17 protein-coding genes are annotated in these 24,571 nt (G+C 64.4%); 4 read left to right on the top strand and 13 right to left on the bottom strand.

Annotated features, from left to right (window positions below):
* Window positions 1–22: 22 nt before the first annotated feature.
* From edd to LDN95_RS06835, 8 genes are all read right to left on the bottom strand, one after another.
* A complete protein-coding gene (edd, locus tag LDN95_RS06870) occupies window positions 23–1,846 on the bottom strand; it encodes a phosphogluconate dehydratase (RefSeq protein WP_226016902.1) in 1,824 nt (607 codons plus the stop codon).
* Window positions 1,843–2,481, bottom strand: coding sequence for a 6-phosphogluconolactonase (locus LDN95_RS06865; RefSeq protein ID WP_226016901.1), 639 nt, complete (start codon window positions 2,479–2,481; stop codon window positions 1,843–1,845). The genes edd and LDN95_RS06865 overlap by 4 nt, the downstream gene beginning before the upstream one ends.
* Window positions 2,474–3,922, bottom strand: a complete 1,449-nt coding sequence (gene zwf / locus LDN95_RS06860) for a glucose-6-phosphate dehydrogenase (protein WP_226016900.1) — start codon at window positions 3,920–3,922, stop codon at window positions 2,474–2,476. Before zwf ends, LDN95_RS06865 begins: the two co-directional genes overlap by 8 nt.
* 215 nt (window positions 3,923–4,137) lie before the next feature.
* On the bottom strand, window positions 4,138–6,249 hold the full coding sequence (locus LDN95_RS06855) for a glycoside hydrolase family 97 protein (RefSeq protein WP_226016899.1): 2,112 nt from the start codon (window positions 6,247–6,249) through the stop codon (window positions 4,138–4,140).
* 1 nt (window position 6,250) lies between these two features.
* Window positions 6,251–7,903 carry an alpha-amylase family glycosyl hydrolase gene (locus LDN95_RS06850; protein ID WP_226016898.1) on the bottom strand — a complete coding sequence of 551 codons (1,653 nt, stop codon included), beginning with the start codon at window positions 7,901–7,903 and terminating at the stop codon, window positions 6,251–6,253.
* Entirely contained in the window at window positions 7,900–9,738 is a 1,839-nt protein-coding gene (locus LDN95_RS06845) for an alpha-amylase family glycosyl hydrolase (protein WP_226016928.1), read from the bottom strand. The genes LDN95_RS06850 and LDN95_RS06845 overlap by 4 nt, the downstream gene beginning before the upstream one ends.
* Entirely contained in the window at window positions 9,738–11,261 is a 1,524-nt protein-coding gene (locus tag LDN95_RS06840; RefSeq protein ID WP_226016897.1) for a tryptophan halogenase family protein, read from the bottom strand. The genes LDN95_RS06845 and LDN95_RS06840 overlap by 1 nt, the downstream gene beginning before the upstream one ends.
* Window positions 11,262–11,354: 93 nt before the next feature.
* Window positions 11,355–14,171 carry a TonB-dependent receptor gene (locus LDN95_RS06835; RefSeq protein ID WP_226016896.1) on the bottom strand — a complete coding sequence of 939 codons (2,817 nt, stop codon included), beginning with the start codon at window positions 14,169–14,171 and terminating at the stop codon, window positions 11,355–11,357.
* 343 nt (window positions 14,172–14,514) lie between these two features.
* Here LDN95_RS06835 and LDN95_RS06830 point away from each other — a divergent pair, with 343 nt between their 5' ends.
* The 4 genes from LDN95_RS06830 (at window position 14,515) to LDN95_RS06815 (ending at window position 20,096) form a co-directional block, all read left to right on the top strand.
* The gene (locus LDN95_RS06830; RefSeq protein ID WP_226016895.1) at window positions 14,515–15,549 is read left to right on the top strand and encodes a LacI family DNA-binding transcriptional regulator; all 1,035 of its coding nucleotides are present in this window, start codon (window positions 14,515–14,517) and stop codon (window positions 15,547–15,549) included.
* A gap of 167 nt (window positions 15,550–15,716) precedes the next feature.
* Entirely contained in the window at window positions 15,717–17,192 is a 1,476-nt protein-coding gene (locus LDN95_RS06825) for an MFS transporter (RefSeq protein WP_226016894.1), read from the top strand.
* Window positions 17,193–17,531: 339 nt separating this feature from the next.
* The gene (locus LDN95_RS06820; protein WP_226016893.1) at window positions 17,532–19,067 is read left to right on the top strand and encodes a CpaF family protein; all 1,536 of its coding nucleotides are present in this window, start codon (window positions 17,532–17,534) and stop codon (window positions 19,065–19,067) included.
* A 123-nt stretch (window positions 19,068–19,190) separates the two neighbouring features.
* A complete protein-coding gene (locus tag LDN95_RS06815) occupies window positions 19,191–20,096 on the top strand; it encodes a DMT family transporter (protein WP_226016892.1) in 906 nt (301 codons plus the stop codon).
* A gap of 34 nt (window positions 20,097–20,130) precedes the next feature.
* Here the strand turns inward: LDN95_RS06815 and LDN95_RS06810 are convergent, their stop codons facing one another.
* From LDN95_RS06810 to LDN95_RS06790, 5 genes are all read right to left on the bottom strand, one after another.
* Entirely contained in the window at window positions 20,131–20,841 is a 711-nt protein-coding gene (locus LDN95_RS06810; protein WP_226016891.1) for an NAD(P)H-binding protein, read from the bottom strand.
* The gene (locus tag LDN95_RS06805) at window positions 20,834–22,000 is read right to left on the bottom strand and encodes a deoxyguanosinetriphosphate triphosphohydrolase (protein ID WP_226016890.1); all 1,167 of its coding nucleotides are present in this window, start codon (window positions 21,998–22,000) and stop codon (window positions 20,834–20,836) included. The genes LDN95_RS06810 and LDN95_RS06805 overlap by 8 nt, the downstream gene beginning before the upstream one ends.
* 1 nt (window position 22,001) lies before the next feature.
* Window positions 22,002–22,709: an aspartate/glutamate racemase family protein gene (locus LDN95_RS06800; protein WP_226016889.1), complete on the bottom strand. Its 708-nt coding sequence runs from the start codon at window positions 22,707–22,709 to the stop codon at window positions 22,002–22,004.
* Between the two features lie 124 nt (window positions 22,710–22,833).
* Window positions 22,834–24,264 carry an NAD(P)(+) transhydrogenase (Re/Si-specific) subunit beta gene (locus LDN95_RS06795; protein ID WP_226016888.1) on the bottom strand — a complete coding sequence of 477 codons (1,431 nt, stop codon included), beginning with the start codon at window positions 24,262–24,264 and terminating at the stop codon, window positions 22,834–22,836.
* Window positions 24,264–24,548, bottom strand: a complete 285-nt coding sequence (locus LDN95_RS06790; protein WP_226016887.1) for an NAD(P) transhydrogenase subunit alpha — start codon at window positions 24,546–24,548, stop codon at window positions 24,264–24,266. The genes LDN95_RS06795 and LDN95_RS06790 overlap by 1 nt, the downstream gene beginning before the upstream one ends.
* Window positions 24,549–24,571 lie beyond the last annotated feature (23 nt).

Below are 24,571 nucleotides of genomic sequence, written 5' to 3'. Positions count from 1 at the left end.
TATCCCCCAATCCGAAAAGCTGTCAGAGACCCGCCGCCGCCAACATCGCCGACCCGCCACGTTCCGCCGGATCGGCATGGTGGCGCATCAGCGCGAACAGTTCGCGCCCTACGCCGAGGCCCTCGCCCGGAGCAACCGCTTCTTCGCGCGCAGCCCATTCATCAGCCGGAACCAGCGCTTCCAGATGACCGTCGACCGCGCAGACTCGCACCAAGTCGCCATCGCGCAGCTTGGCCAGCGGGCCGCCAAGCCGCGCCTCGGGCGAAACGTGGATCGCGGCGGGAACCTTGCCCGAAGCGCCGGACATCCGCCCGTCGGTGACCAGCGCCACCTTGAAGCCACGATCCTGTAGCACGCCCAGCGGCGGGGTCAGCTTGTGCAACTCGGGCATGCCGTTGGCGGCCGGCCCCTGAAAGCGCACCACCACGACCACATCGCGCTCAAGCTCACCGGCCTTGAACGCGGTCAACACGTCGTTCTGGTCGGAAAACACGCGGCACGGCGCCTCGATCGTCCAGCGCGAACTATCGACCGCGCTGACCTTGATCGTGCCCCGGCCAAGGTTGCCCTTGAGCAGACGGAAGCCTCCTTCGCGCTGGAACGGCGCGGAAACCGGGCGCAGCATCTTGTCATCGCCGCTCGCTTCGGGCGCCGGATCATAGCGCAAGGTATCGCCATCCATTACCGGATTGCGCGCGCCTTCTTCCAGCGACGCGCCATAGACGGTGCGGATATCGGCATGGGCAAGCCCGCCGCCGATCAGTTCGCGGATCACATAGGGCATGCCGCCCGCCGCGTGGAAATAGTTCACGTCGCCCGCGCCATTGGGATAGACGTTGGCGATCAGCGGAACGACCGCTGACAGCTCGTCCATGTCGTCCCAGTCGATCTGCACGCCCGCCGCGCGCGCAATGGCAGGCAAGTGGATGACATGGTTGGTCGAGCCGCCGGTGGCCAGCAGGCCGACGATGGCGTTGATGATCGCCTTTTCATCGACGCAATGGCCCAACGGACGGTAATCGTCGCCGTCCCAACCGATCTGTGCGATGCGGTGGACGGCGGCGCGGGTGAGTTCCTGCCGCAGCTTGGTGCCCGGCAGCACGAACGACGAGCCCGGCAGGTGCAGGCCCATCATCTCCATCATCATCTGGTTGGAGTTGGCCGTGCCGTAGAAGGTACAAGTGCCCGCCGAATGGTAGCTGGCGCTTTCACTTTCGAGCAGTTCGTCGCGCCCGACTTTGCCTTCGGCATAAAGCTGGCGGATGCGCACCTTTTCCTTGTTGGCAAGGCCGGTCGGCATCGGGCCCGAGGGCACCAGGATCGTCGGCAGGTGCCCGAAACGAAGGCTGCCGATCAGCAGGCCCGGCACGATCTTGTCGCAGATGCCCAGCAGCAGCGCGCCTTCGAACATCGCGTGGCTAAGGCCGACCACCGTGCTCATGGCGATGGTGTCGCGGCTGAACAGCGACAGCTCCATCGAATCCTGACCTTGCGTCACCCCGTCGCACATCGCCGGAACGCCGCCCGCGACTTGCGCGGTGGCGCCCACTTCGCGCGCGAACACCTTGATCAGGTCGGGGTAGCGGCCATAGGGCTGATGCGCCGAAAGCATGTCGTTGTAGGCGGTGACGATTCCGATGTTCATCGCCTTGCCGCTGCGGATGGCAAGCTTGTCCTCGCCCGATGCGGCAAAGCCGTGGGCAAGATTGCCGCACGACAGTTGCGGGCGGTTGAGGCCCTGATCCTTCGACCGCGCGATCAGATCGAGATAGGCGGCGCGAGTGGTTTGCGAGCGCCTGACGATGCGCTCGGTCACTTTGGCGACAACGGGGTGGATGGCCATCATGCGCTCCAGTAGATCGTGACAGGCGGGCCGAAGCCGCGCAGGAAATCGGCGACGGGGTAATCGGTGCAACCGTCCAGCACGCGCTCGATCAGCGCGCGCTTGCTGGCGCCGGTGACCACGAGGATGATCTCGCGCGAGGCCTTTAGCGCCTTTTCATTCAGGCTCAGGCGGTCGAACGGGGCTTCAGGCGGCAGCGGAATCGGGGTGGTGGCGATCACCGTCGGGCCGGGGCGGACCAGCGCCTGCATAGTTGGGAACAGTGAGGCGACATGCCCGTCTTCGCCCATGCCGAGCCATACCAGATCGAACGGCGCGACGGGCGCGCCCTCTGCCAGCCGCTCGAACGTGGCACCGCTGTCGCCCAAGGCGCCATGGATCTTGCCGAAGTTGCTGGCCGGGTGATCGTCGGGAACGCGGCGATCGTCGGTCAGGGCAATCGTCACCTGCGACCAGTAGAGCGGTCGATCCTTGAGCAAGGCCAGCACCTTGAGCGGAGTGGACCCGCCGGTGAACGCGATACGCTTGTGACCGGGCCGCGCCAGTTCGGCGGCGATGCGATCGGCCACGGCGGCGGCACCGCCGGGTTCGGCCCAGCGCGCCACGACGGGGGCAAGGCCGATGGTCGGATCAGTCATTCCAGCTACGCCCGTCGCGTTCGGTCAGCGCGATCGCCGCGTTCGGGCCCCAGCCTCCGGCGGCGTAAGGCTTCACCTCGTCGTCACCGCCAGCCCAGACCTTGCGGATGGCATCGACCCATTTCCACTGCGCCTCGACCTCGTCGCGCCGGACGAACAGCGTCTGTTCGCCTTCGATCAGATCGAGCAGCAAGCGCTCATAGGCGATACGCCGGCGCGTCTTGGCAAAGGCGGTGGTCAGCGACAGATCGAGGTTGACCTCGCGCAGCGTGATGCCGCCGCGATCGAGGCCGGGCTCCTTGGCCATGACCTGCATCCGCACGTATTCCTCGGGCTGCAGGCGGATCACCAGCCGGTTGGCGCGCAGCTTGCCGCCGCGCTCGGCAAAGATGTTGTGCGGCACGTTCTTGAACTGGATCACGATCTCGCTGCGCCGCTCGCCCAGCCGCTTGCCGTGACGCAGATAGAAGGGCACGCCCTGCCAGCGCCAGTTGTCGACGTGCGCCTTGATCGCAACGAACGTTTCGGTGTCCGAAGTGGTGCCCAGATCCTCGTGATAGCCTTTGACCGCTTGCCCGCCGACCGCGCCCGCGCGATACTGGCCGCGCACCATCTCCTCGGCCTTCACCGGACGCAGCGCGCGCAGCAGCTTGACCTTTTCATCGCGGATCGAGGTGGCATCGTAATCGCGCGGCGGTTCCATCGCGGTCAGCGCCAGCAGTTGCAGCATGTGATTCTGCACCATGTCTCGCAGCGCGCCGGTATCGTCATAGAAGCCCTTGCGCCCTTCAAGGCCCACAGTCTCGCTGACGGTGATCTGCACGTGATCGACGTTGGCCGCGTTCCACAGCGGTTCGAGCATCATGTTGCCAAAGCGCAGCGCCATCAGGTTCTGCACCGGCTCCTTGCCGAGATAGTGGTCGATGCGGAAGATTTGCCGCTCGTTGAACCCTGCGGCCACCGCGTCGTTGATGCGCGCGCTGGATTCCAGATCATTGCCCAACGGCTTTTCCAACCCGATCCGCACGTTGTCGTGCGCCAGTCCGGCATGGCGCAGGCCCTGAATGGTCGGCTCGAACAGCGCGGGCGCGGTCGACAGGAAGATCGAAAGGCCGCAGCTGATGTCGCCCAGCTTTTCGGCCAGCGCGGCAAACCCGTCGAGGTTCGAGGCATCGAGCGTCTGGTACGACAGCCGGTCGAGGAACGAGGCGATCTTGCCGGGATCGCGGCGGTCTTCGGGGAGGAAGTCGGTCAGCGCCTGCGCGGCAAAGGCGCGGAACTCGGCGTCGTCATGCTCGGAACGCGCGGTGCCGACGATACGCAGGCCCGGCTCGATCAGGCCATCTTCGTGCAGCCCGAACAGCGAGGGCAACAACATGCGCTTCGAAAGATCACCGGTGGCCCCGAACAGGAGCAGGGCTGAACAGCTTTTGGCGACCATCGATGCGAGTCTCCCCTTGGGGCCGGGATGCAGACCCCGATCTTCGGGGCCTGCCCTAGGCCGGAAATCCCGACGATTCACCATGCATAAGTATGCGAGTCATAGCTATGCATCGGCAGGCCGGGCGATAAGGTCATTTTGCACCGCACCATCAGCCAGCGCAATGGTCCTCATCTCGGGCGGAGCTGCAGATATAAGGCTTTCTTTATCTCCCCTCATTTCCCCGCGGGATGAAGCCGGATCGCCGCGCCGCCACCCGCCGCCAGCCACAGCGCGATGCTGTCGCCCTTCTTCACGGTGCGGGTCTCATAGGCGATCTTGTGGCGCGCTTCGGTCAGGTAGGTGGCCCCTTCCCCGTCCCTCCAGATGGTCGCGGTGTAGCTTTTCCCGGCATCGAGGAAATCGAGCGGCAGGGTCAGGTCGCGCGGTGTTGCATCGTTGACCCCGCCCAGATACCAGTCGGCGCTGTTGCGGTCCTTGCGCGCGAAGATCGCGTATTCACCGACTTCACCGGCGACCAAGTGGCTTTCCGCCCAGTCGGCCGGAACTTGCCGGATGAACTCCAGTTCCTTCGGATGGGCGGCCAGCGTTTCGGCAAAGTCGGCCGCCATCTGGATCGGCGAATAGATTGCCAGATAGAGCCCCAGTTGCTTGGCCAGCGTCGAGGCGAGCGGGGCGTGGTTGGCCCCTTCCAGACTGAGCACGCCCGGCGTGAAGTCCATCGGCCCCGACAGCATCCGGGTATAGACCAGCGTCGGTTCGTGCTCCGGCCCGTTGGCGAACTGGCCCCAGGCGTTGTATTCCATGCCACGCGCGCCTTCGCGGTCGATCCAGTTGGGATAAGTGCGGCGCAGGCCCGTGTCCTTGACCGGTTCGTGCGCATCGATGGCGATGTGATACTTGGCCGCCGTTTCCACGACCTTCAGGTGGTGTTGCACCTGCCGCTGGCCGTCGTGGTATTCCATTTGCGTGGTGCCCGGTGCTGCGCCCGGTGCGATGATCCCGCCCGCATCGGCGACGTACCCGGTCTTGACCGAATGGACGCCAAGGTTGGCATAAAGCTTCATGGCATCGTCAAGCTGCGCTTCGTAATTGGCGATGTTGCCGCCGGTTTCATGGTGACCGATCAACTGCACGCCCTTGCTGGCAGCATAGGCAGTCACCGCCTTCAGATCGAAGTCAGGGGTTGCCTGCGTATAGCTGAAGTCCTGCCCATGGCCGAACCAGTTGCCGTTCCAGCCCTTGTCCCAGCCTTCGACCAGCACCCCGCCAAAACCGTTCTTGGCGGCGAAGTCGATGTATTGCTTGGTGCGTTCGGTGGTCGCGCCGTGGCGTGGCCCTTCGGCCCAGGTCCAGTCGCCCCGGATCATGCCCCACCAGATTCCGATGTACTTCATCGGCTTGAACCAGCTTACATCGCCCAGCTTGTTCGGTTCGTTGAGGTTCAGTTCAAGGTCGTTTTCGACCAGCCCAGCCGCGTTATCGGCGATGCGGATCGACCGCCATGGCGTATGGAACGGCAAATCGCGCACCACCTTGGGCCCATTGGGCGAAGGCGAAAGGGTCGAGCGGAACTTGGTCCCCGTGATACGCTTGAACCACATCGCCGAATAATCGACCAGCGCGGCCTCATGAAACGCCAGGTGCGTGCCGTCGGCCAGCTTCATCGTGATCGGAGTATGCGCGGTCGAAACGCCCGAGATGGCGGTCTTTTGATAGACCTGTTCATAGCGGTTCCATTCGCCGCCCGGCATCCACCATGCGGTGCCATCCTGCGCGAGCGCGAACTCGGTCAGTTCATCGGCGATGCGCATGGTCTTCATGCCCGCCTGCTCTGGCATTTCATAGCGCAGCGCGAAACCGGTGTCGAACAGGCGGAACCGCACGTTCATCAGGCGGCCGCCCCACTCCGGGCTCTGCTGGAACCGGACCAGCAGATCGTTGTGGCGGTCGTTGACAAAGCGCCGCTCGCCCCACGGCTGCTCCCACGTTTCGGCGCCGCTGGAGGTTTCGCTGCCAAGGATGTGGTTGCCGCGCACCATCGTCGGCCCATCGGCAAGGATGAAGCCAAGGCTCGACGCCGCGATCAGCGGCTTGCCACGCCGGGTCAGCGCGTAAGTTGGCCGGCCATCGTTATCGATGCTGACGGCCACCACCAGCGAGCCGTCGGGCGATGCGGCGGTAACGGCGCGGTCGGGTGACAAGGCTGCCTGCGGCGGCTGCGCCAGCTCCGATTTCAGCGGCTCGGCAGCGAAAGCAGCGTCCGGAATCAGGACGCACGAAAAGGTCAGCGCCAGTGGCGCAGCAAGTCCGGCAGTGATGCGCATGTCAGTTCCCTTGTTCTACAAGCATCGCGGCAAAGGGCGGCAGCAGCCCGAATTGCGCGCCATTGACGGTAGTAAGCACGCGGCCCCCGACCGGCATTTCGGCAGGCCAGCCCACCGGCTGGTCCGAAAGGTTGAAGATGCCCATCACCGACTGCCCAGCGGCAGCAGCGGTCCGCCGCACGACCAGCCGCGCGTCATCGGCCAGCAGCACCTCGAAATCACCCAGCAGCAGCGCCGGATTTTCGCGGCGCAACACCAGCAGCTGGCGCGTCAGGTGGAGCAACGAGGCATCGTCCTGTTCCTGCCGGTCAACCGCACGGGCAGCGTTTTCCTCACCCACCGGCAACCACGGCGCGGCATCGCTGAACCCGCCGTTGGGCGATTGGGTGGCCCAGGGCATAGGCGTACGCACGCCATCGCGTGACAGGGTCAGCGGCCAGTTGGCAATCGCTTCGGGATCCTGCAACTGCTCGAACGGGATATCGACCTGCGTCAGCCCCAGTTCCTCGCCCTGATAGATGATGATGTTGCCGCGCAAGCTGGCAAACAACACCGCCTTCAGCCGCCCGAACGCATCGATCTGCTCGGGCGCGCACCAACGAGACAGCGCGCGCGGCGCATCGTGGTTCTCGAACGCCCAGCTTGGCCAGCCGATGCCCGGCGCGTCGGGCCATTTGGCCAGCACGTCGCGGACCAGTGCGGGGGTGATGGCGGGCGCATAAAGAAAGTCGAAGCCGTAGGCGCTGTTGAGATGCGTTTCGCCTTGTGTGAACGCCTTCATCTCGGTCTCGGCCAAGTCGCCGCCGACTTCGGCAACGGTGAACACCGCACCATAGCTGTCGCACAGCGCGCGGATGCGTTCGATGAAGCCGACGATTCCGGGGTGCGACTGGTTGTAGATCTTCAATTGGTAGTCGAACGGGCGGGTGCGACGGCGTCCATCATAAGGCGCGGGCGGATTGTCGCGCATCGCCGGATCGTGCATCAGGAAGTTCAGCGCATCGATGCGGAAGCCATCGACGCCGCGGTCCAGCCAGAAACGCATCACGTCAAGCAGGGCCTGCTGCACATCGGGGTTGTGCGCGTTCATCTGCGGCTGGCTGGCAAGGAAGTTGTGCAGGTAATACTGGCAGCGGCGCGCATCCCACCGCCAGGCCGGACCACCGAACACCGATTGCCAGTTCGACGGCGGCGAGCCATCGGGCTTGGGATCGGCCCAGACATACCAGTCCGCCTTGGGATTGTCGCGCGACTGGCGGCTTTCCTTGAACCAGTCGTGCTGCTCGCTGGTATGGGCATAGACCTGATCGATGGTGACTTTCAGGCCCAGTTCGTGCGCTCGCGCCACCAGCGCGTCAAAATCATCGAGCGTTCCGAAGATCGGATCGACCGCGCAATAGTCCGAGACGTCATAACCGAAATCGTCCATCGGCGACTGGAAGAACGGCGAAATCCAGATCGCGTCGACGCCCAGCCGCGCCACGTAATCGAGCCGCTGGGTGATCCCGGCCAGATCGCCCACGCCATCGCCATTGGTATCCTGAAAGCTGCGCGGATAAATCTGGTAGATCGCCGCACCGCGCCACCAGGGCGCGGGTTCTGCCGCGTTTGCGACTGCCGGCAGCGGTAAGGAATTGCTCGAATGCTTGGTCATTGGCCTGCCGAATGGTCTGGGGAGGGATCGGCCCGGCAGACTGCACTGCCGAGCGGGGGGAGTTCAAGCACCACCGAACCCGGCGCGGCAACGCTGGTCGGGCACATGCCGAACAGCGCCTGCAACCGCGTTGCGCCGGTTCCGATCATGCTGGAGGTGCGGATCGGCTGGTCGCTGGTGTTGAAAGCGATCAGGTATTCCGCGCCCGTCACCGGATCGAAGCGCGAAACGCTGAACAGGCCGGGCTTGTCGGCATAGCTGCGCACCACCTGTCGCCCGGTAACCAGCGCCGGATGCGCCTTGCGCAGCGCACCCAGCGCGGCGATCAGGCGATAGAGCGGGTGGCCCGGATCGAAGCTGGCGGTCGCGGTGGTGTGGTCGGTGCCCAACAGGCGGTTGTCGTTGTAGGATGCGACCTTGCAGGCGAACATGTCCTCGCGCGCATCGTTGTCGTTGCCGTCCCCGACAAAGCCCTGTTCATCGCCGTAATAGATCACCGGAGAGCCGCGCAAGGTCATCAGCATGACATGCCCCAGCATCACCCGTGCCAGCAACGCCTTGTCATCGATGCCGGGCCGGTCGGCACGAACAAGGGTGGCAAAACGCCCCATGTCGTGGTTGCCAAGGAAAGTCGGCAAAGCGAGCGCGGCCTGCTCGCCGCCTTCGTACAGCACGTCGCCTTCGAACAGCGCGGCCAGCGTGTCGGTGCCACGGCCCTTGCCCAGCACGTCGCGCACCGCGCTCTGGAACGCGAAGTCGAGCACCGCCGGATAGCCATCGCGGCGGGTGAACTGGGCAATATAGCCGTTGTCGGCAGTCTCGCGCGCCACTTCGCCAAAGATGGTGAAGTTGGGAATGCCGCGATCGTGCGCCGCCTTGAGCATCGCCGGAACGAATGCCTGCCAGAACCCGGAATCGACATGCCGCGCGGTATCGATGCGATAGCCGTCGATCCCGAATTCGGCGATCCATTGCGCATAAATCGCGATCATCCCGGCGCGTACGCGCGGATTCTCGGTGAACAGATCGTCCAGCCCGGCAAAGTCGCCGAACCGGGCACTTTCACCGGTGTAAGTCGAGTTGCCGCGATTGTGGTACAACGCCACATCGTTCAGCCAGTCGGGTACCTTGGCGTGTTCCTCGCCCTTGGGCACGAACGGGGTATAGGCGTAGGCCGGGTCGGTCAGCCGTTCGAAGTTGAATGCGCTGCTGTCTTCGTCCCCGGCAAAGCCTGAATTGATCGCCGGGCCAGCCAGCCCGCCCCGTCGCGAATAGGGATAGTCCGCGCGGCTGCGATAGGCATAGCCCAGCGCCGCCCCTTCGCGGTACTGGATCACGTCGGCGGTGTGGTTGGCGACGATGTCCATGTAAACTTTTAGCCCACGGGCATGCGCGGCATCGACCAGTGCCTTGAAATCGGCATTGCTGCCGAAGTGCGGATCGACTTGCGTGAAGTCGGTAATCCAGTAGCCGTGGAAGCCTGCGCTTTCCTGACCCGCAGCGCCCTGCACCGGCTTGTTCTTGAAGATCGGCCCGACCCACAGCGCGGTCGCACCAAGTCCCTTGATGTAATCCAACCGGCCGATCAAACCCTTGATGTCACCGCCGTGATAGAAGCCCTTGGCCCCCGGATCGAAGCCCGTCACCAGCCGTCCGCCGACAAGGCCACCCTGATCGTTGCCCTGATCCCCGTTGTCGAAACGGTCGGGCAGCACGAAATAGACGGTCTCGCCGGCGGCCGGCCGCGCCCGCACCGCTTCCTGCGCCTGCACGCTACAGAGCGGGGCGGCGAGGGAACCGCCCAGCAGCAGCGCGGCGAGGATCAGCCGAGGCATCATGCAGCAGCGCCTATGCGCTGGGGCTGCGCCGCGCAGTGCCGCGCGATGTAGTCGGCATGCGCGGGGTAACGCCCCATTTCGCGGGTGTAGAGCGCGTTGATGGTATCGAGATAAGCCTTGAGGTCGGCTTCGGGGATCGCCTCGGCCATGGCGTGGCTGGTGCGCGGCACGATGCCTTGCCCCGCCATCACCTGAAACCACGCCACTTCGCTGAACAGCTCGGTGCCTTCACGGAAAATGTGCCCGCTCTGGCGGAACAGCTCGATCCGCTCAGCCAGGCTGCCGGGCAGTTCCATGTCGCGCAGATGGCGCCAGAACGGCTCGTCGCGTTCGTTGAGCGTGTAGTGCAGCACGATGAAGTCGCGGATGCGCTCCATCTCGAAGGCCGTCTGGCGGTTGTACTCGGCGCGCTCTGCAGGGGCGATCGACCTGCCCGGCAGGAACGCCAGGATGCGCGAGATCGCCGACTGGATCAGGTGGATCGAGGTCGACTCCAGCGGCTCAAGGAACCCGCTGGAAAGCCCGACGGCGATGACGTTGTGCTTCCACGCCTGCGCCCGGCGGCCGGTGGTGAAGCGGATCGGGCGCGGATCGGCCAGCGCCGGGGCATCAAGGTGCGCCAGCAGGCTGTCGGCCGCCGCCTCGTCACTGATGAAGCTGCTGCAATAAACCCGCCCGTTGCCGGTGCGATGCTGCAAGGGAATGCGCCATTGCCAGCCCGCATCGTGCGCGGTGGAGCGGGTATAAGGAGTGAAATCGGCCACCCGCTCGCTTGGCACGGCGAGCGCGCGATCGCACGGCAGCCAGTGGCTCCAGTCCTCATAGCCCGAACCCAGCGCCTCGCCGATCACCAGCGCGCGCAGGCCCGAACAGTCGATGAACAAGTTGCCTGCGACCACTTCGCCCGAGCGCAGTTGCACGGCGGTAACGTCGCCGGTCTCGCCGTGGCGCAGCACCGCCTCGATCAGGCCTTCGGTGCGGATCACGCCACGCGCCTCGGCAAACCGGCGCAGGAACGCGGCGTAAAGCCCGGCGTCGAAGTGATAGGCATGGGGCATCTGAGGCACCGTCTGCGCGGTCAGCGCCGGGCCGCGATGCATCTTGCCGGCATACGCGGCCAGTTCGTTGAGACAGTAGTCACCGGTCCCGCCCGCAAACCCGGCGCGCTTGCCGCGCGACCAGTAATGCTGGAACGCGCAGAGCCCAACCGGGCGACCGACATCGCCAAACGCATGCATGTAACGGGTGCCCGGCCGCAGCCAGTCGACGAACTCGATGCCCAGCTTGAAGCTGGCCTGCGTCGCCCGGATGAACGCGTCCTCGTCGATGCCCAATGCCTGATTGAACATGCGGATCTGCGGGATCGTCGCTTCACCGACACCGATCGTACCGATGTCCTCGCTCTCGATCAGCCTGACCGAAAAGCCGCGGTCAAGAAAATGGCCAAGCGCAGCCGCCGTCATCCAACCGGCCGTGCCGCCGCCGACGATGACGATGGAAACCGTGTTCGCCTGCGTCATGACCACTCCCCCTATCCATGCCGACTAACCACGCCAGTCGGCAGATGACCGGGCGGGAACTTTGCCCCTGCCCGGTCAACCGCGACCCGAACCTCAGAACTTGTAGCTGAGGCCGATGTAGTAGTCGCGCCCATAGCGCTGATAGTCGATCACCTGACGCGGATCGTTGTTCTGGTAGGTGATGAACGGGCGGTCGGTCAGGTTCTTGGCCTGGAACAGGATCGACAGACCGGCCAGCGCCGAACCGGGCTGGAATTCATACCCGATCTGCGCGTCCAGAATGCCCTCGGCCTTGGCCTGACGGAACGTCGGGTTGGCCGAAAGGCCCGCGACTTCGGCCAGGAACATCGACCGGTAGCGGTAGTTGGCGCGCACCTGGAACCCGTTCTTCTCGTAATAGAGCGAGGCATTGCCCACCCAGTCCGAAAGGCCCGGCAGGGTGATCGACGAGCCGGGGTTGGAACCCAGTTCGATCGAACTATCGGTGTACGAAGCGCTGCCAAAGAAGCCGAACCCGTCAAGCGAGGGCGTGAACAGGTTGAACGGCAGCGAGGCGGTGACTTCGGCGCCCTTCACCGTGCCGCGCCCGTTGTTGGCCGGGGCGTGGACAAGGCCCAGCGTCGTGCCAAGCTGCGCCACCACGTTGGCCGGAAGCCCAGCTGTGGCCGCCTTGAAATCGTAGATGAAGCTGTTGTTGGCATCGACGTAGTCGGTCAGGCGCTTGTAGTACGCGGCCGCCGAGACGTAGCCGCCCTTGGCGAAGTAGTGCTCGACCGAGGCATCGACGTTGAACGACATGTACGGGCGCAGGCGCGGGTTGCCGCCGTTCGAGCTGAACACGCTCTTGGCCGGATCGGTCGACCCCAGATGGGTGAAGTCGATGCCGAACTCCTGGTTGACCCGCTCCTGATCCATGCGCGCGCGCACCATCGTCAGCGAGCTGGCAACCTTGACGTAGGTTCCGTTCGACACTTCCAGCGCCACGCTGGCGCTGGGCAGCACGCGCCAGAACTTGTCGCCGCCATTGGCGGGGTAGACACTGACCGTACCGTTCGAGAAGTTCGAGATCGAACCGTCCGAGCTCTGGTTGGTGTAGACCGCCTGCACGCCGATCGAGCCGGTCAGCTTCTTGCCCGCAACGTCGCCATCCAGCTTGAGCATGGCATAGCCGGTCAGCACGTTTTCGGTCACGCTGTTGTCGCGCACCAGCGACACCGGGCGGTTGTCGTACACGCTTTGCAGCGAATTGTTGTACAGGTACACCGGGTCGAGCGCGATCATGCTGGGCACGCCAAGGTAGCCCAGCGGAACGCTGCCGATGATCGCTGCCTGCGGGATCGGTGCAAACAGCGTGGTGCCGCTGGCGACCGTGCAGTTGGTGCCGGTGCCCTTGGGGCACAGGAAGTACGAAAGGAAGTTGCTGGTCTTCTTGCGGTGGCTGAAGTTGGCGCCGACTTCCCAGCCCTTGATCGGCCCCGCATTGGCGAATTCACCGTCGAGGCTGGCGCGCAATGCCGCCAGATCGTCCTTGAAGCTGGGCTGGTTGAGGAAGCCTGCCTGCACCACGGCGGTGGTGCCGTTATAGCCCCAGCCGCGCGGATCGGTCAGGCCGAACAGCGCCTTGTCGGCATAGTTCAGCGTCGGCACGATGCTGAAGGTGCCATTGGGGTTGGACGAGATGTGCAGCGTGTCCGATGCCCCGGCGGTGTTGTAGCCGGTGCCGGTGTACGTTTCGAGCAGGAAGTCGGTGCGCTTGGCATGGCTGTAGCTGGCATCGACCGTCAGGTGGGTGGTGTCGCTCAGGTTGACGACGTTGTTCCAGCCCACCGAGAAGTTGTCGGCCTTGCGCTTGTTGTAGTCGTTGCGCTGCACCGCGTGGACGCCGGTGATGGTGGCGTCGGTGACCAGCCCGTCGCTGACCTTGTAGCCGGGCGAAACGGCCGCACCCGAACCCCAATCGGGCGCGATCGGGAACTCGATGCCGCGCAGCCGCTGGGTTTCCTCGAACTTCGAATAGAGCACGTCGAGTGTCGAATGGAAGTTGTCGTTCGGCTGCCATTCCAGCGTCGCCACCGCGCCATAGCGCTTCAGCTTGTTCGACTGGACGTAAGGCTTGGCCCCGCCCAGCAGCAGGGCATTGCCGGTGGCCGACGAATTGGGGAAGCCCCAGGCATTGTAGCGCTCGTCTTGCGAAGGCGCGTCGGTGGCTGAAACGCCCAGCGCGATGCCGAAGGTGTCATCGGCGAACTTGTCGACATAAGCGGCCGACGCGCGATAGCCATAGCGGCCCGAATCCGGGTTGAGCGACTTCATGCCGTTCATCTGGCCGCGCAGCTGCACGGCGACAATGCGGTCACGCTGGGCCAGCGGACGCAGCATGCGCAAATCGACCGTGCCCGAGATGCCGGCGGCAACCAGCGACGGGTCGGCGGCCTTGTGCACCACCACGTTCTTGAAGAATTCGCTGGGATACTGGTCGTATTCGACGCCACGGTTGTCGCCGACGGTAACCTGTTCGCGGCCGTTGAGCAGCGTGGTCGAGAAATCCGGGCCAAGGCCGCGGATCGACAGGCGCTGGTCGCGCCCTTCGAGGCGCTGTGCGGTCACGCCGGGCAAACGCGCCAGCGAGTCCGCGATCGACACGTCGGGCAGCTTGCCGATGTCTTCGGCCGAAACCACTTCGACGATGGCCGGCGCAGCGCGCTTGATCGAGGCCGAAGCGTTGAGCGAGGCGCGGATGCCCGAAACGACGATGGTGCCGCTATCCGTGTCGGTACCGGCGGTGTCGGCAGCGGGCGCTGTCGCGGCTGCGGATGCATCTGCGGCAAAGGCCGGTGTGGCAGCAAGGGCCACCGTGAGTGCGGCCAGCGAGCAGCCGACGCTGCGCGCAATGGAACTGTGGTGTGTCATGGACTTGTTCACTCCCCCCGAACCGGCCGTTGGCCGGCCTGAAACGCTTCCGGCTTGAAACCGGACCCTGCATGACGACTCCGGACCGCTTGGGCGGTTGCCGGACCAATCGCTGGCCAATACGTACGGCGCGCAGGGCGGCGAGCGAAGATGGCATACGTATACCGCCGGGGCCCAAGTCTCAGGCGTAACCATATGCCACGGTAAACAGCCCATGTTTCGGGCAATCACTCGACAAACTGGCCGATGCCCGCAAAGCCGCTTTGCATAATTTCGATATTATGCCTAAATTGTTTGCAATGACCCGGGAACGACATCGGGCAGCACCGGGATTGGGGACAGCATGGGTCGGAAACCTTCGAACAAGCCGACGAGCTTCGACATCGCCTATCTGGCCGGGGTATCGCAGCCTACTGTGAGCAGGGCACTGCGCGGCAGCACGACCGTCAGCCTCGCGACCCGCCAGAAGATCGAGGCGATTGCCCGGCAACTCAACTATACCGTCGACAAGAACGCGTCCTCGCTGCGCTCGCAACGCTCGAACACGCTGGCGCTGCTGTTCTTCGAAGACCCGACGCCCGATGAATCGAACATCAATCCGTTCTTCCTCTCGATGCTCGGCTCGATCACCCGCCACTGCGCGGCGCGCGGGCTGGACTTGTTGATTTCGTTCCAGAAACTGGAAGATGACTGGCACACCCGCTATCAGGAAAGCCACCGCGCCGACGGGCTGATCCTGCTCGGTTATGGCGATTACGCGCTTTATGAAAACCGCCTGCGCCAACTGGTGCGCTCGGGCACCCATTTCGTGCGCTGGGGCTCGGTCGATTCCGGCACGATCGGGGCAACGGTGGGTTCGGACAACTTCGGCGCTGGCCGCCTGGCGGGCGAGCACCTGTTGGCGCGCGGGCGCCGCACCATCGCCTTTCTGGGACAGGCGGATTCGCACTATCCCGAATTCCAGCAGCGCCACGCGGGGCTGTTGCGCGCCATCGCCACGGCGCGCCTGCAATCCGATCCGGCGCTGGTGGTCGATGCCATTTCGTCAGAGGATTCAGGCTATCAGGCGGCACGCCGTTTGCTTGAGCGCGATCTGCCATTCGATGCCGTGTTCGCCGCCAGCGACCTGATCGCAATCGGCGCCATCCGCGCGCTTGCCGAAGCCGGCCTTCGCGTGCCGGACGATATCGCCGTGGTCGGTTTCGACGACATTCCCGCCGCTTCGTTCACCAGCCCGCCATTGACCACGGTTGTGCAGGACATGCGGTTGGCGGGCGAAGCGCTGGTAGAAACCGTGCTGGCCCAGATCGAAAGCCGCCCGCCGCCGGTCTCGGTCCTGCCCACGCGACTGGTGGTGCGCGCCAGCAGCGGTGGCTGAACACACCAGAAACCAGCTCGAAACATGCTCGAAGCATGCTCGAAGCATGCTCAAATCATGCCCCAAACACGCATGGCATTCGTATGCATCTCGCCTGAATGCGGCAAAGACGGCATCGCGGCAGCAAGAGCAAGGACCGAGGGTCATGGCCCCGGAGAGGAAAGCCGATGAGCACCAGCGCACCGCGCACCAAGCCGCACCAGAGTTTTGCCGGGCTGTGGAACACCAGTTTCGGCTTTTTCGGCATCCAGATCGCGTTCGGGTTGCAGAACGCCAACGTCAGCCGCATTTTCCAGTCGCTGGGCAGCAATGTCGATGATCTGGCCTTCCTGTGGATCGCCGGGCCGGTCACCGGACTGCTGGTGCAACCGCTGATCGGCCATTGGTCGGACCGGACATGGACCCGCTTTGGCCGCCGCCGCCCGTGGTTCGTCGCTGGCGCTCTGCTTGCCGGACTGGCGCTGGTCGGCCTGCCAAACTGCGGCGTATTGCTGCTAGCGGCCGCTTTCCTGTGGCTGCTCGATGCCTCGCTCAACGTGTCGATGGAGCCGTTCCGCGCCTTTGTCGGTGACATGACATCGGCCGACCAGCGCGCGCAGGGCTTTGCCGTGCAGACCGGATTCATCGGTGCCGGGGCGGTTATCGGCAGCCTTGCGCCCACGGTTCTGGGCGCACTCGGGGTCGCCAGCACCGCACCCGAAGGCGTGATCCCGCCCTCGGTGCGCTATGGTTTCTATCTTGGCGCGGCGGCCATCGTGCTAGCCGTGGGCTGGACCGCGCTGCGGGTGCGCGAATATTCGCCGCAGGAGATGGCCGCGTTCAGCCCGGCACCTGAAGGCGGCGCCGAGCACGAGCCTCTGGCCTATCCGGCGAACGGCCGGTGGTGGCTGGTTGCGGGCGTCGCGCTGGTTGCCGCCGTCTGGGCGCTCCACCTCGACAAGCAATTGCTCGTGCTCGGTGGTGGGCTCGCCATGTTCGGAGCGGCGCAAGTCTTGCTGCGTTTGCGGCGCAGTGCGGGCACGCTCGCCCAGATCAACAGCGACCTTGCGCGGATGCCGCAGACCATGCGGCAACTGGCGCTCGTCCAGTTCTTCACCTGGATCGCGCTGTTCATCCTGTGGATCTACACGACGCCGGTGGTAACACAGGGCACGTTTCACGCCACCGACACGAGCGGGGCGGCCTACAACGCCGGAGCCGACTGGGTTGGCGTGATGTTCGCGTTCTATAACGGCGTGGCGGCGCTGGCCGCTTTTGCGCTGCCGCTGCTGGCCAAGCGGCTGGGCAACGCGCGGACCCATGCCCTGTGCCTGCTGGCGGGCGCGGCAGCGTTTGGCCTGCTGCTGGTGATCCACGACAGGCTGTTGCTGCTGGTGCCGATGGCGCTGTTCGGTCTTGCCTGGGCGTCGATCCTCACCATGCCGTACGTGATGCTCACCCGCACGCTCCCGCCCGCGAAGTTCGGCATCTACATCGGCGTATTCAACGTGTTCATCGTCGTGCCGCAACTGATCGTGGCGACGGTCATGGGCGGCGTGATCCGCGCTTTTTTCCCGACCGAACCGGCGTGGACGATGCTGGTGGCCGCGCTTGTGATGATCACCGCTGCTGTTGCCACCTTGCGCGTGCGCGAGGGCGGTTGACCGCACAGGCCAACCGGCAAGACCGACCCGCAATGTCCCTCGCAAATCGTTAACCGATTTGGCCTAATCTGTGACGATGGTTCCCGCAGCGGGCCGCAACCGGCTGATCGAAGGCTTTCTGCCCCGGTCCTGCAAGGTGGTCGATGCGCGGTAAGAACCTGTCGCAACGAAGGCCACTGAAGTGTCACATTTAGGAATTTCTGAAGGTTTTTCCGTCATTCGACACAAGCCAATCGGTGCCGTCCCGGCCCGGATGGCGACAGGAAGCGGCAGCGTTGTGCCAAAGTTGCAAAGAGCAGAGTGGCAAAGCCACCTGACGGACGAAAAGGGGCTGTCGGCATGAGCGCATTTGGCCGCAAGAGCGGAATGGGCGGAGGCGCCGCTCCGCTGCGTCCGTCGTTCGGCGTCGCCCGGCCGATGAAGTCGGGCGAAGGGTCGGGCTCGGCGACGCCGGCCGTGCCGGTTCCCGGTGGCGGCGACCAGTTTCCCTCGTTGCAGGCGTTCGATCCCCTCGATCAGGCGCAATCGGCGGCAGGAGCCAAGTCGGACGCCATGACCCGGCTGGCCGACCGTGCCAACCAGGTCGTCGACAATCTCTATACCGCCGACGGATTTGAAGCCTCGGTCCACAAGATCAAAGAGCAGGTGCTGCCGCGCCTGCTCGAACGGGTCGACCCCGAAGCCGCCGCCACGCTGACCAAGGACGAACTTTCCGAAGAGTTCCGCCCGATCATTCTGGAAGTGCTGGCCGAACTGAAGGTCACGCTCAACCGGCGCGAACAATTCGCGCTGGAAAAAGTGCTCATCGACGAGCTGCTGGGCTTCGGCCCGCTTGAAGAGCTGCTCAACGACCCCGACATTTCGGATATCATGGTCAACGGTCCCGACCAGACCTACATCGAAAAGAAGGGCAGACTGGTCCTTGCGCCGATCCGGTTCCGCGATGAAGCGCATTTGTTCCAGATCGCCCAGCGCATCGTCAATCAGGTCGGCCGCCGCGTCGACCAGACCACGCCGCTGGCCGACGCCCGTCTGAAGGACGGCAGCCGCGTCAACGTCATCGTTCCCCCGCTGTCGTTGCGCGGCACCGCCATCTCGATCCGCAAGTTCTCGGAAAAGCCGATCACGCTCGACATGCTGCGCGATTTCGGCTCGATGAGCGACAAGATGTGCACCGCGCTGAAGATCGCGGGCGCCTGCCGCATGAACGTGGTCATCTCGGGCGGTACCGGTTCGGGCAAGACGACGATGCTCAACGCATTGTCGAAGATGATCGATCCGGGTGAGCGCGTGCTGACGATCGAGGACGCCGCCGAACTGCGGCTGCAACAGCCGCACTGGCTGCCGCTCGAAACGCGCCCGCCCAACCTTGAAGGACAAGGTGCCATCACGATCGGCGATCTGGTCAAGAACGCGCTGCGTATGCGCCCCGACCGGATCATTCTGGGCGAAATCCGTGGCGCTGAGTGCTTCGATCTGCTCGCCGCGATGAACACCGGCCACGATGGCTCGATGTGTACGCTGCACGCCAACTCTCCGCGCGAATGCCTTGGCCGCATGGAAAACATGATCCTGATGGGTGACATCAAGATCCCCAAGGAAGCGATCAGCCGCCAGATTGCCGAATCTGTCGATATCATCGTTCAGGTCAAGCGCCTGCGCGACGGGTCACGCCGCACCACCAACATCACCGAGGTGATCGGGATGGAAGGCGACGTGATCGTCACGCAGGAACTGTTCAAGTTCGAGTACCTCGACGAAAGCGCCGACGGCAAGATCATCGGCGAATTCCGCCCCACCGGCTTGCGCCCCTATACGCTTGAAAAGGCGCGGCAGTTCGGGTTCGATCAGGCCTATCTCGAAGCCTGCCTCTGATTGTCGCACGTTCATTGCCCATTGGTGAGCGCAGACTAGGGGTGGTTACCCAAGGCACGAGTAAGCGCTTGATTGTCAGCCTTCGCGCCGCCAATGGCAAAGCGACATGAGCGGCGTTCATCCATGAGGGCAACCCAGCAACCGATGCTGGCGCTGGGCCTGCGTCTGTGCTCGGCCATGCTGCTTTCGTTCATGCTGCTGCTGGTCAAGCTGACCGGCGAACGGGGGATCGCGCTGAGCGAAACGATGTTCTGGCGGCAGTGCATTCCGGCCATTGCCATCGTCGGCTGGCTGGCGGCGCGCGGCGGGTTGCAGCAACTCCGCACCGAACGGCCGTGGGTTCACGCCCGCCGGGCCGCCATCGGCACATCGGGCATGTTCCTGACGCTGGGGGTAGTGCAGATCCTGCCACTGGCGGAATCGACCGTGCTGGGCTTCACCGCACCGTTGTTCGCGGTCATTCTGTCGGCACTGCTGCTGCGCGAAATGCCGGGAAAATGGCGCATTACGGCGGTCCTGCTCGGGCTTGCCGGGGTGGCGATCATCGCCGGCCCTGATCGTGCGCATCTGCCGTTGAAGGGGCTTGTCGTCGGCATCGGCGCGGCGTTCATGGTGGCGCTGGTGTCGATCCAGTTGCGCGACCTTGGCCGTACCGAACAACCGCTGACTGTCGTGTTCTACTTTTCGGCGTTCAGCGTGATCGCGCTGGCTCCGCTGGCCTTGTGGACCGCCACCCCGCACGATGCCACCGGCTGGCTGCTGATCCTGGGCATCGGCCTCAGCGGGCTTGCCGCGCAAGTGCTGATGACCGCCGCGTTGCGCTTCGGCACCGTCGCCAGCGTGATGGTCATGGACTATTCGCAACTGTTCTGGGCCACCTTATGGGGCTGGCTGGCGTTCGGTCACGTGCCGCCGACCTCGACATGGATCGGCGCGCCGGTCGTGGTCACCGCCGGTCTGGTCGTCGCCTGGCGCGAACACATCGCCGCACAGGCAAGGGCGCGCGGGCCCAGAAAGCCATTGCCTTAAGACTCTGCCTTAAGTCGCTGCCTTAAGTCTCGCGTCAGCGCCGCAGGATTGCCCGGAATTCGTAGCTGTGGTGGATGAAAAGTCCGGGTTGTTTTGCGCGCGTCAAATCGAGGATGACCCGCGCCAGATCGGAAGCGCGGATAGACCGGAAGCGCGTCCACTTGCCCTTCAGCAACGGGTCGATCAGGGGCGAGAGCCACTGTCCGACTTGCTCGGCGGGGCGCAGGCGCCCTGCCCTGCGCCCGCGCAGCATGCCGGGCCGAAGAATGTCGAGCCGGGCAAAGCCGATCCGGGCCAGTTCCACCTCGGTCTGACCTTTGACGGATAAGTAGAAATTGCGCGAGTCCGGGTCAGCGCCGACCGACGAAACGGCGATGGCATGACGAACACCGCCCGCGTGGGCCGCGCGTGCGCAAGTCAGCACAAGGTCATGATCGACTGCGCGGAAGGCGTCGCGATCGCCCCCGACCGTCGCAATCGTCGTGCCCAACGCGATCACCAGCACATCGGGCGCAACCCGCGCGATCATCTCGGGCCAGCCTTGCGGATCGGCCAGCACCAGTTCCATCCGCGCGCCTTGTGGCAAGGCGATTTCGCGCCGCGCCAGCGCGACCAGTCGCATCTTGGCGGCCCGGATCTGCGGATCACTGACCGAAGCGTCAATCACCGCGCGTCCGACCAGACCGGTCGCGCCCACCAGCAACACGCGCAAGACCGAAGCACCAGACATTGCGGAATCAGACATTGCGCAAACCCTCCGGCACCACCCCGAACAGACGGGCATAGCAGTCCATCGCATAGCGATCGGTCATCCCGGCAATGAAATCGGCGATATGACGGCTGCGTTGGGGTTCGGCCTCGGGCAGTTCGGCCAGCCAGCGCGGCGGCAAGGCTGCCGGATCGGCGCGATAGGCATCGAACAGCGCCGCGATCACTTTTGTCGCCTGCTCCGCCGCCGCCATTTGTTCGGGATGATAGTACAGCCGCTGGTACATGAAGCGCTTGAGCGCGCGCTCCTCGGCCCGCAATTCATCGGAAAAGCCGCATAGCACCCGTCCGACGGCGCGCACGTCCTCGACCGTGCGCACGCCGCTCTCCGCCACGCGGCGGCGGGTCTCGGCGATCACGTCGTTGACCATCCGCCCGATCTGCCCGCGCACCAGCTCGCCGTGCAACCGTTCGGCGGCCACTCCCGGAAAGCGCTCGACGATCGGCCGCCATTGCGCCTCAAGCGAAGGAAGTTCCAGCAAGTCCTCAAGCGACAGGAAGCCTGCGCGCAGGCCATCGTCGATGTCGTGATTGTCGTAGGCAATGTCATCGGAAATCGCCGCCACTTGCGCCTCAAGCGAAGCGTGGCTTGCCAGATCGAGCGGAAAGCCCGCGTCAAGTTCGGCCAGCGCCCAGGGTGCGTTCGCCACCGGCCCGTTGTGCTTGGCCAGCCCTTCGAGCATCTCCCAGCTCAGATTCAACCCCAGATGCTCGCAATAGGGGCTTTCCTTGCGCATCAGCACGCGCAGGGTGTTGGCGTTGTGATCGAACCCGCCGTGCCCGTCCATCGCCTGTTCAAGCGCATCCTCACCGGCATGGCCAAAGGGCGGGTGGCCGATATCGTGCGCCAGGCACAGCGCTTCGGTCAGGTCTTCGTCCAGACCCAGCGCACGGGCAATGACCCGGCCGATCTGCGCCACCTCCAGACTGTGCGTCAGCCTTACGCGATAGTGATCGCCATCGGGCGCAATGAACACCTGCGTCTTGTGGCGCAGCCGCCGAAACGCGATCGAATGGATGATCCGGTCGCGATCGCGCTGGAAGTCGCTACGCGGACCGCGTGCGGTCTGGTGTTCAAGCGCGAACTCGCGCCCCCGCGAGCGTGCGGGATCGCTCGCATAGGAAGCGCGTTCCATGTCAGGCGCCCGGCACCCCGTCGCCCAATATCCAGTCCACCGCCGCGTCGGCATGGATCGCAGTGCCGTCATAGACCGGCAGCACCGTGGCATCGACGTCGATCACCATGTCCAGTTCGGTGCAGCCCAGCACCACCGCCTGCGCGCCGGCTTGTCCGAACGTGGTCATCATGGTGCGGAAAGTGCGCTCCGCCGCGCGCGTCGGCCTTCCCTGCATCAATTCTTCGTAGATGATGCGATCGGTTTCCTCGACATATTCCATCGCCGGGGGCAACAGCGTGACGCCGTGGGCCACCAAGCGCTTGCGATAGAAGCCTTCGACCACGACGTTGCGCGATCCGATCAGCGCGACCGTCTTGATCCCGTCGGCCTCAAGCCGCCTCCCCACCACATCGGCAATGTGGATAACCGGAATGGCCACCGCGTCGGCAACGCGATCATAGACCTTGTGCATGGAATTGGCACCGATCAGCAGGGCAGTGGCACCCGCCGTTTCCAGTCGCCGCGCGGAATCGACCAGTACCCCGGCCGCATGATCCCATTCCTCAGCGCTCGACAGACGCGAGAGCGGTGCGAAGTCCAGACTCTCGATCAGCAAGGGCGCGCTGGTGAGCGGGGTCGTGCGCGCCTGAACCTTGCGGTTGATGGTCTCGTAATAGGTGCGGGTCGAAACCCAGCTCATCCCGCCGATAAGGCCGATCTTGCGCAAGTGCCGATTCTCCATCCGGGGGCGTCTGTGGCCCCTCCTTCACGGTGAATCCTTAGGCAAGCTGCGGGCCTACGTCCAGCGCAGGCCCGCCACTCTGATGCATCAACCAATCAGTACGGCCCGATCAATGCGCCAGGGCCTTGATGATGTCCTCGACCATCTTCTTGGCGTCGGCGAGCAGCATCATCGTCTGGTCCATGTAGAACACGTCGTTGTCGACCCCGGCATAGCCGACCCCGCCCATCGAGCGCTTGACGAAGAAAATCGTCTTGGCCTTTTCGACGTCGAACACCGGCATGCCATAGATCGAGCTGGACTTGTCGGTCTTGGCCGCCGGGTTGACCACGTCGTTGGCGCCGATGATGAAGGCCACGTCGGCTTGCGCGAACTCGCCGTTGATGTCCTCCAGCTCGAACACTTCGTCATAGGGCACGTTGGCTTCGGCCAGCAGCACGTTCATGTGACCGGGCATCCGGCCCGCGACGGGATGGATCGCGTACTTGACGTTGACGCCCGCCTTCTTGAGCTGGTCGCCCATCTCGCGCAGCACGTGCTGCGCCTGAGACACCGCCATGCCGTAGCCGGGGATGATGATGACGGTTTCGGCTTCCTTCATGATGTAGGCCGCGTCCTCGGCAGACCCGCGCTTCCACGGGCGCTGCTCCTTGGCCGGACCGCCGCTGGCCGGGCCAGCATCGGCTCCAAAGCCACCCGCGATCACCGACAGGAACCCGCGATTCATCGCCTTGCACATGATGTAGGACAAGATCGCGCCTGATGAGCCCACGAGCGCGCCTGTGATGATCATCGCGGTGTTGTGCAACGTGAAGCCCATCGCCGCCGCTGCCCAGCCCGAATACGAGTTGAGCATCGAGACGACCACCGGCATGTCCGCGCCGCCGATCGGGATGATCAGCAGGAAGCCGATGATGAAACTCAGCACCGTGATCGTGGCGATCACCCACTGGCTTTCATCCTGCGTGAAATAGCCGACCAGTCCGATGATCGCGACCAATGTGCCCAGATTGAGCACGTGGCGGCCGGGCAGCAGGATCGGCGAGCCACTCATCTTGCCCGCCAGCTTGAGGAAGGCGATGACCGAGCCCGAGAACGTGATCGCCCCGATGGCGATGCCAAGACCCATCTCGATCCGACTCTGCGGCTCGATCAAGCCATCGGCGCCGGTGATGCCGAACGCCACCGGGTTCAGATAGGCGGCAAGGCCGACCAGCACGGCTGCAAGGCCCACCAGCGAGTGGAATGCCGCCACCAGTTGCGGCATGTCGGTCATCTTGATCTTGCGCGCGGTGATGAAGCCCACACCGCCGCCGATCGCGATGGCGCCTGCGATTTCAGGCAAGCTGGCAATGCCGTGCGTGACCAGCGTGGTGACCATCGCGATGGTCATGCCGATCATGCCGTAACGGTTGCCTGCGCGTGACGTTGCGGGGCTGGAAAGCCCGCGCAGCGCCAGGATGAACAGCACACCGGCGATCAGATAGGCCAGACCGACCCACGCAGGAGGCGACAAGGAAGGAGAGATGACCTGTTCCATCACTTCTTCTCCTTCTTCTTGTACATCGCCAGCATGCGCTCGGTCACGGCAAAGCCGCCGAAGATGTTGACCGAAGCCAGCACCACCGCGCCAAGGCCCAGCCACTTGGACACCGCCGAACCCTCAGCCGCCGCAGCGACCAGCGCCCCGACCACGATGACCGAGGAAATCGCATTGGTCACCGCCATCAGCGGGGTGTGCAAGGCCGGGGTCACCGACCAGACAACGTAATACCCCACGAAGCAGGCCATCACGAACACGCTCAGGATTGAAATGAAGTCCATATCAGCAAGTGACTCCAACAGAG

The sequence above is a fragment of the Novosphingobium sp. FKTRR1 genome, from assembly GCF_020404405.1.
In the GTDB taxonomy this organism is placed as follows: Bacteria; Pseudomonadota; Alphaproteobacteria; order Sphingomonadales; family Sphingomonadaceae; genus Novosphingobium.
This window is presented reverse-complemented; position numbering and strand designations above follow the sequence as displayed.

Coding starts and splice junctions, on each gene's coding strand:
- edd (WP_226016902.1), bottom strand. CDS start 1,846: ATGATGGCCATCCACCCCGTTGTCGCCAAAGTGACCGAGCGCATCGTC.
- LDN95_RS06865 (WP_226016901.1), bottom strand. CDS start 2,481: ATGACTGATCCGACCATCGGCCTTGCCCCCGTCGTGGCGCGCTGGGCC.
- zwf (WP_226016900.1), bottom strand. CDS start 3,922: ATGGTCGCCAAAAGCTGTTCAGCCCTGCTCCTGTTCGGGGCCACCGGT.
- LDN95_RS06855 (WP_226016899.1), bottom strand. CDS start 6,249: ATGCGCATCACTGCCGGACTTGCTGCGCCACTGGCGCTGACCTTTTCG.
- LDN95_RS06850 (WP_226016898.1), bottom strand. CDS start 7,903: ATGACCAAGCATTCGAGCAATTCCTTACCGCTGCCGGCAGTCGCAAAC.
- LDN95_RS06845 (WP_226016928.1), bottom strand. CDS start 9,738: ATGCCTCGGCTGATCCTCGCCGCGCTGCTGCTGGGCGGTTCCCTCGCC.
- LDN95_RS06840 (WP_226016897.1), bottom strand. CDS start 11,261: ATGACGCAGGCGAACACGGTTTCCATCGTCATCGTCGGCGGCGGCACG.
- LDN95_RS06835 (WP_226016896.1), bottom strand. CDS start 14,171: ATGACACACCACAGTTCCATTGCGCGCAGCGTCGGCTGCTCGCTGGCC.
- LDN95_RS06830 (WP_226016895.1), top strand. CDS start 14,515: ATGGGTCGGAAACCTTCGAACAAGCCGACGAGCTTCGACATCGCCTAT.
- LDN95_RS06825 (WP_226016894.1), top strand. CDS start 15,717: ATGAGCACCAGCGCACCGCGCACCAAGCCGCACCAGAGTTTTGCCGGG.
- LDN95_RS06820 (WP_226016893.1), top strand. CDS start 17,532: ATGAGCGCATTTGGCCGCAAGAGCGGAATGGGCGGAGGCGCCGCTCCG.
- LDN95_RS06815 (WP_226016892.1), top strand. CDS start 19,191: ATGAGGGCAACCCAGCAACCGATGCTGGCGCTGGGCCTGCGTCTGTGC.
- LDN95_RS06810 (WP_226016891.1), bottom strand. CDS start 20,841: ATGTCTGATTCCGCAATGTCTGGTGCTTCGGTCTTGCGCGTGTTGCTG.
- LDN95_RS06805 (WP_226016890.1), bottom strand. CDS start 22,000: ATGGAACGCGCTTCCTATGCGAGCGATCCCGCACGCTCGCGGGGGCGC.
- LDN95_RS06795 (WP_226016888.1), bottom strand. CDS start 24,264: ATGGAACAGGTCATCTCTCCTTCCTTGTCGCCTCCTGCGTGGGTCGGT.
- LDN95_RS06790 (WP_226016887.1), bottom strand. CDS start 24,548: ATGGACTTCATTTCAATCCTGAGCGTGTTCGTGATGGCCTGCTTCGTG.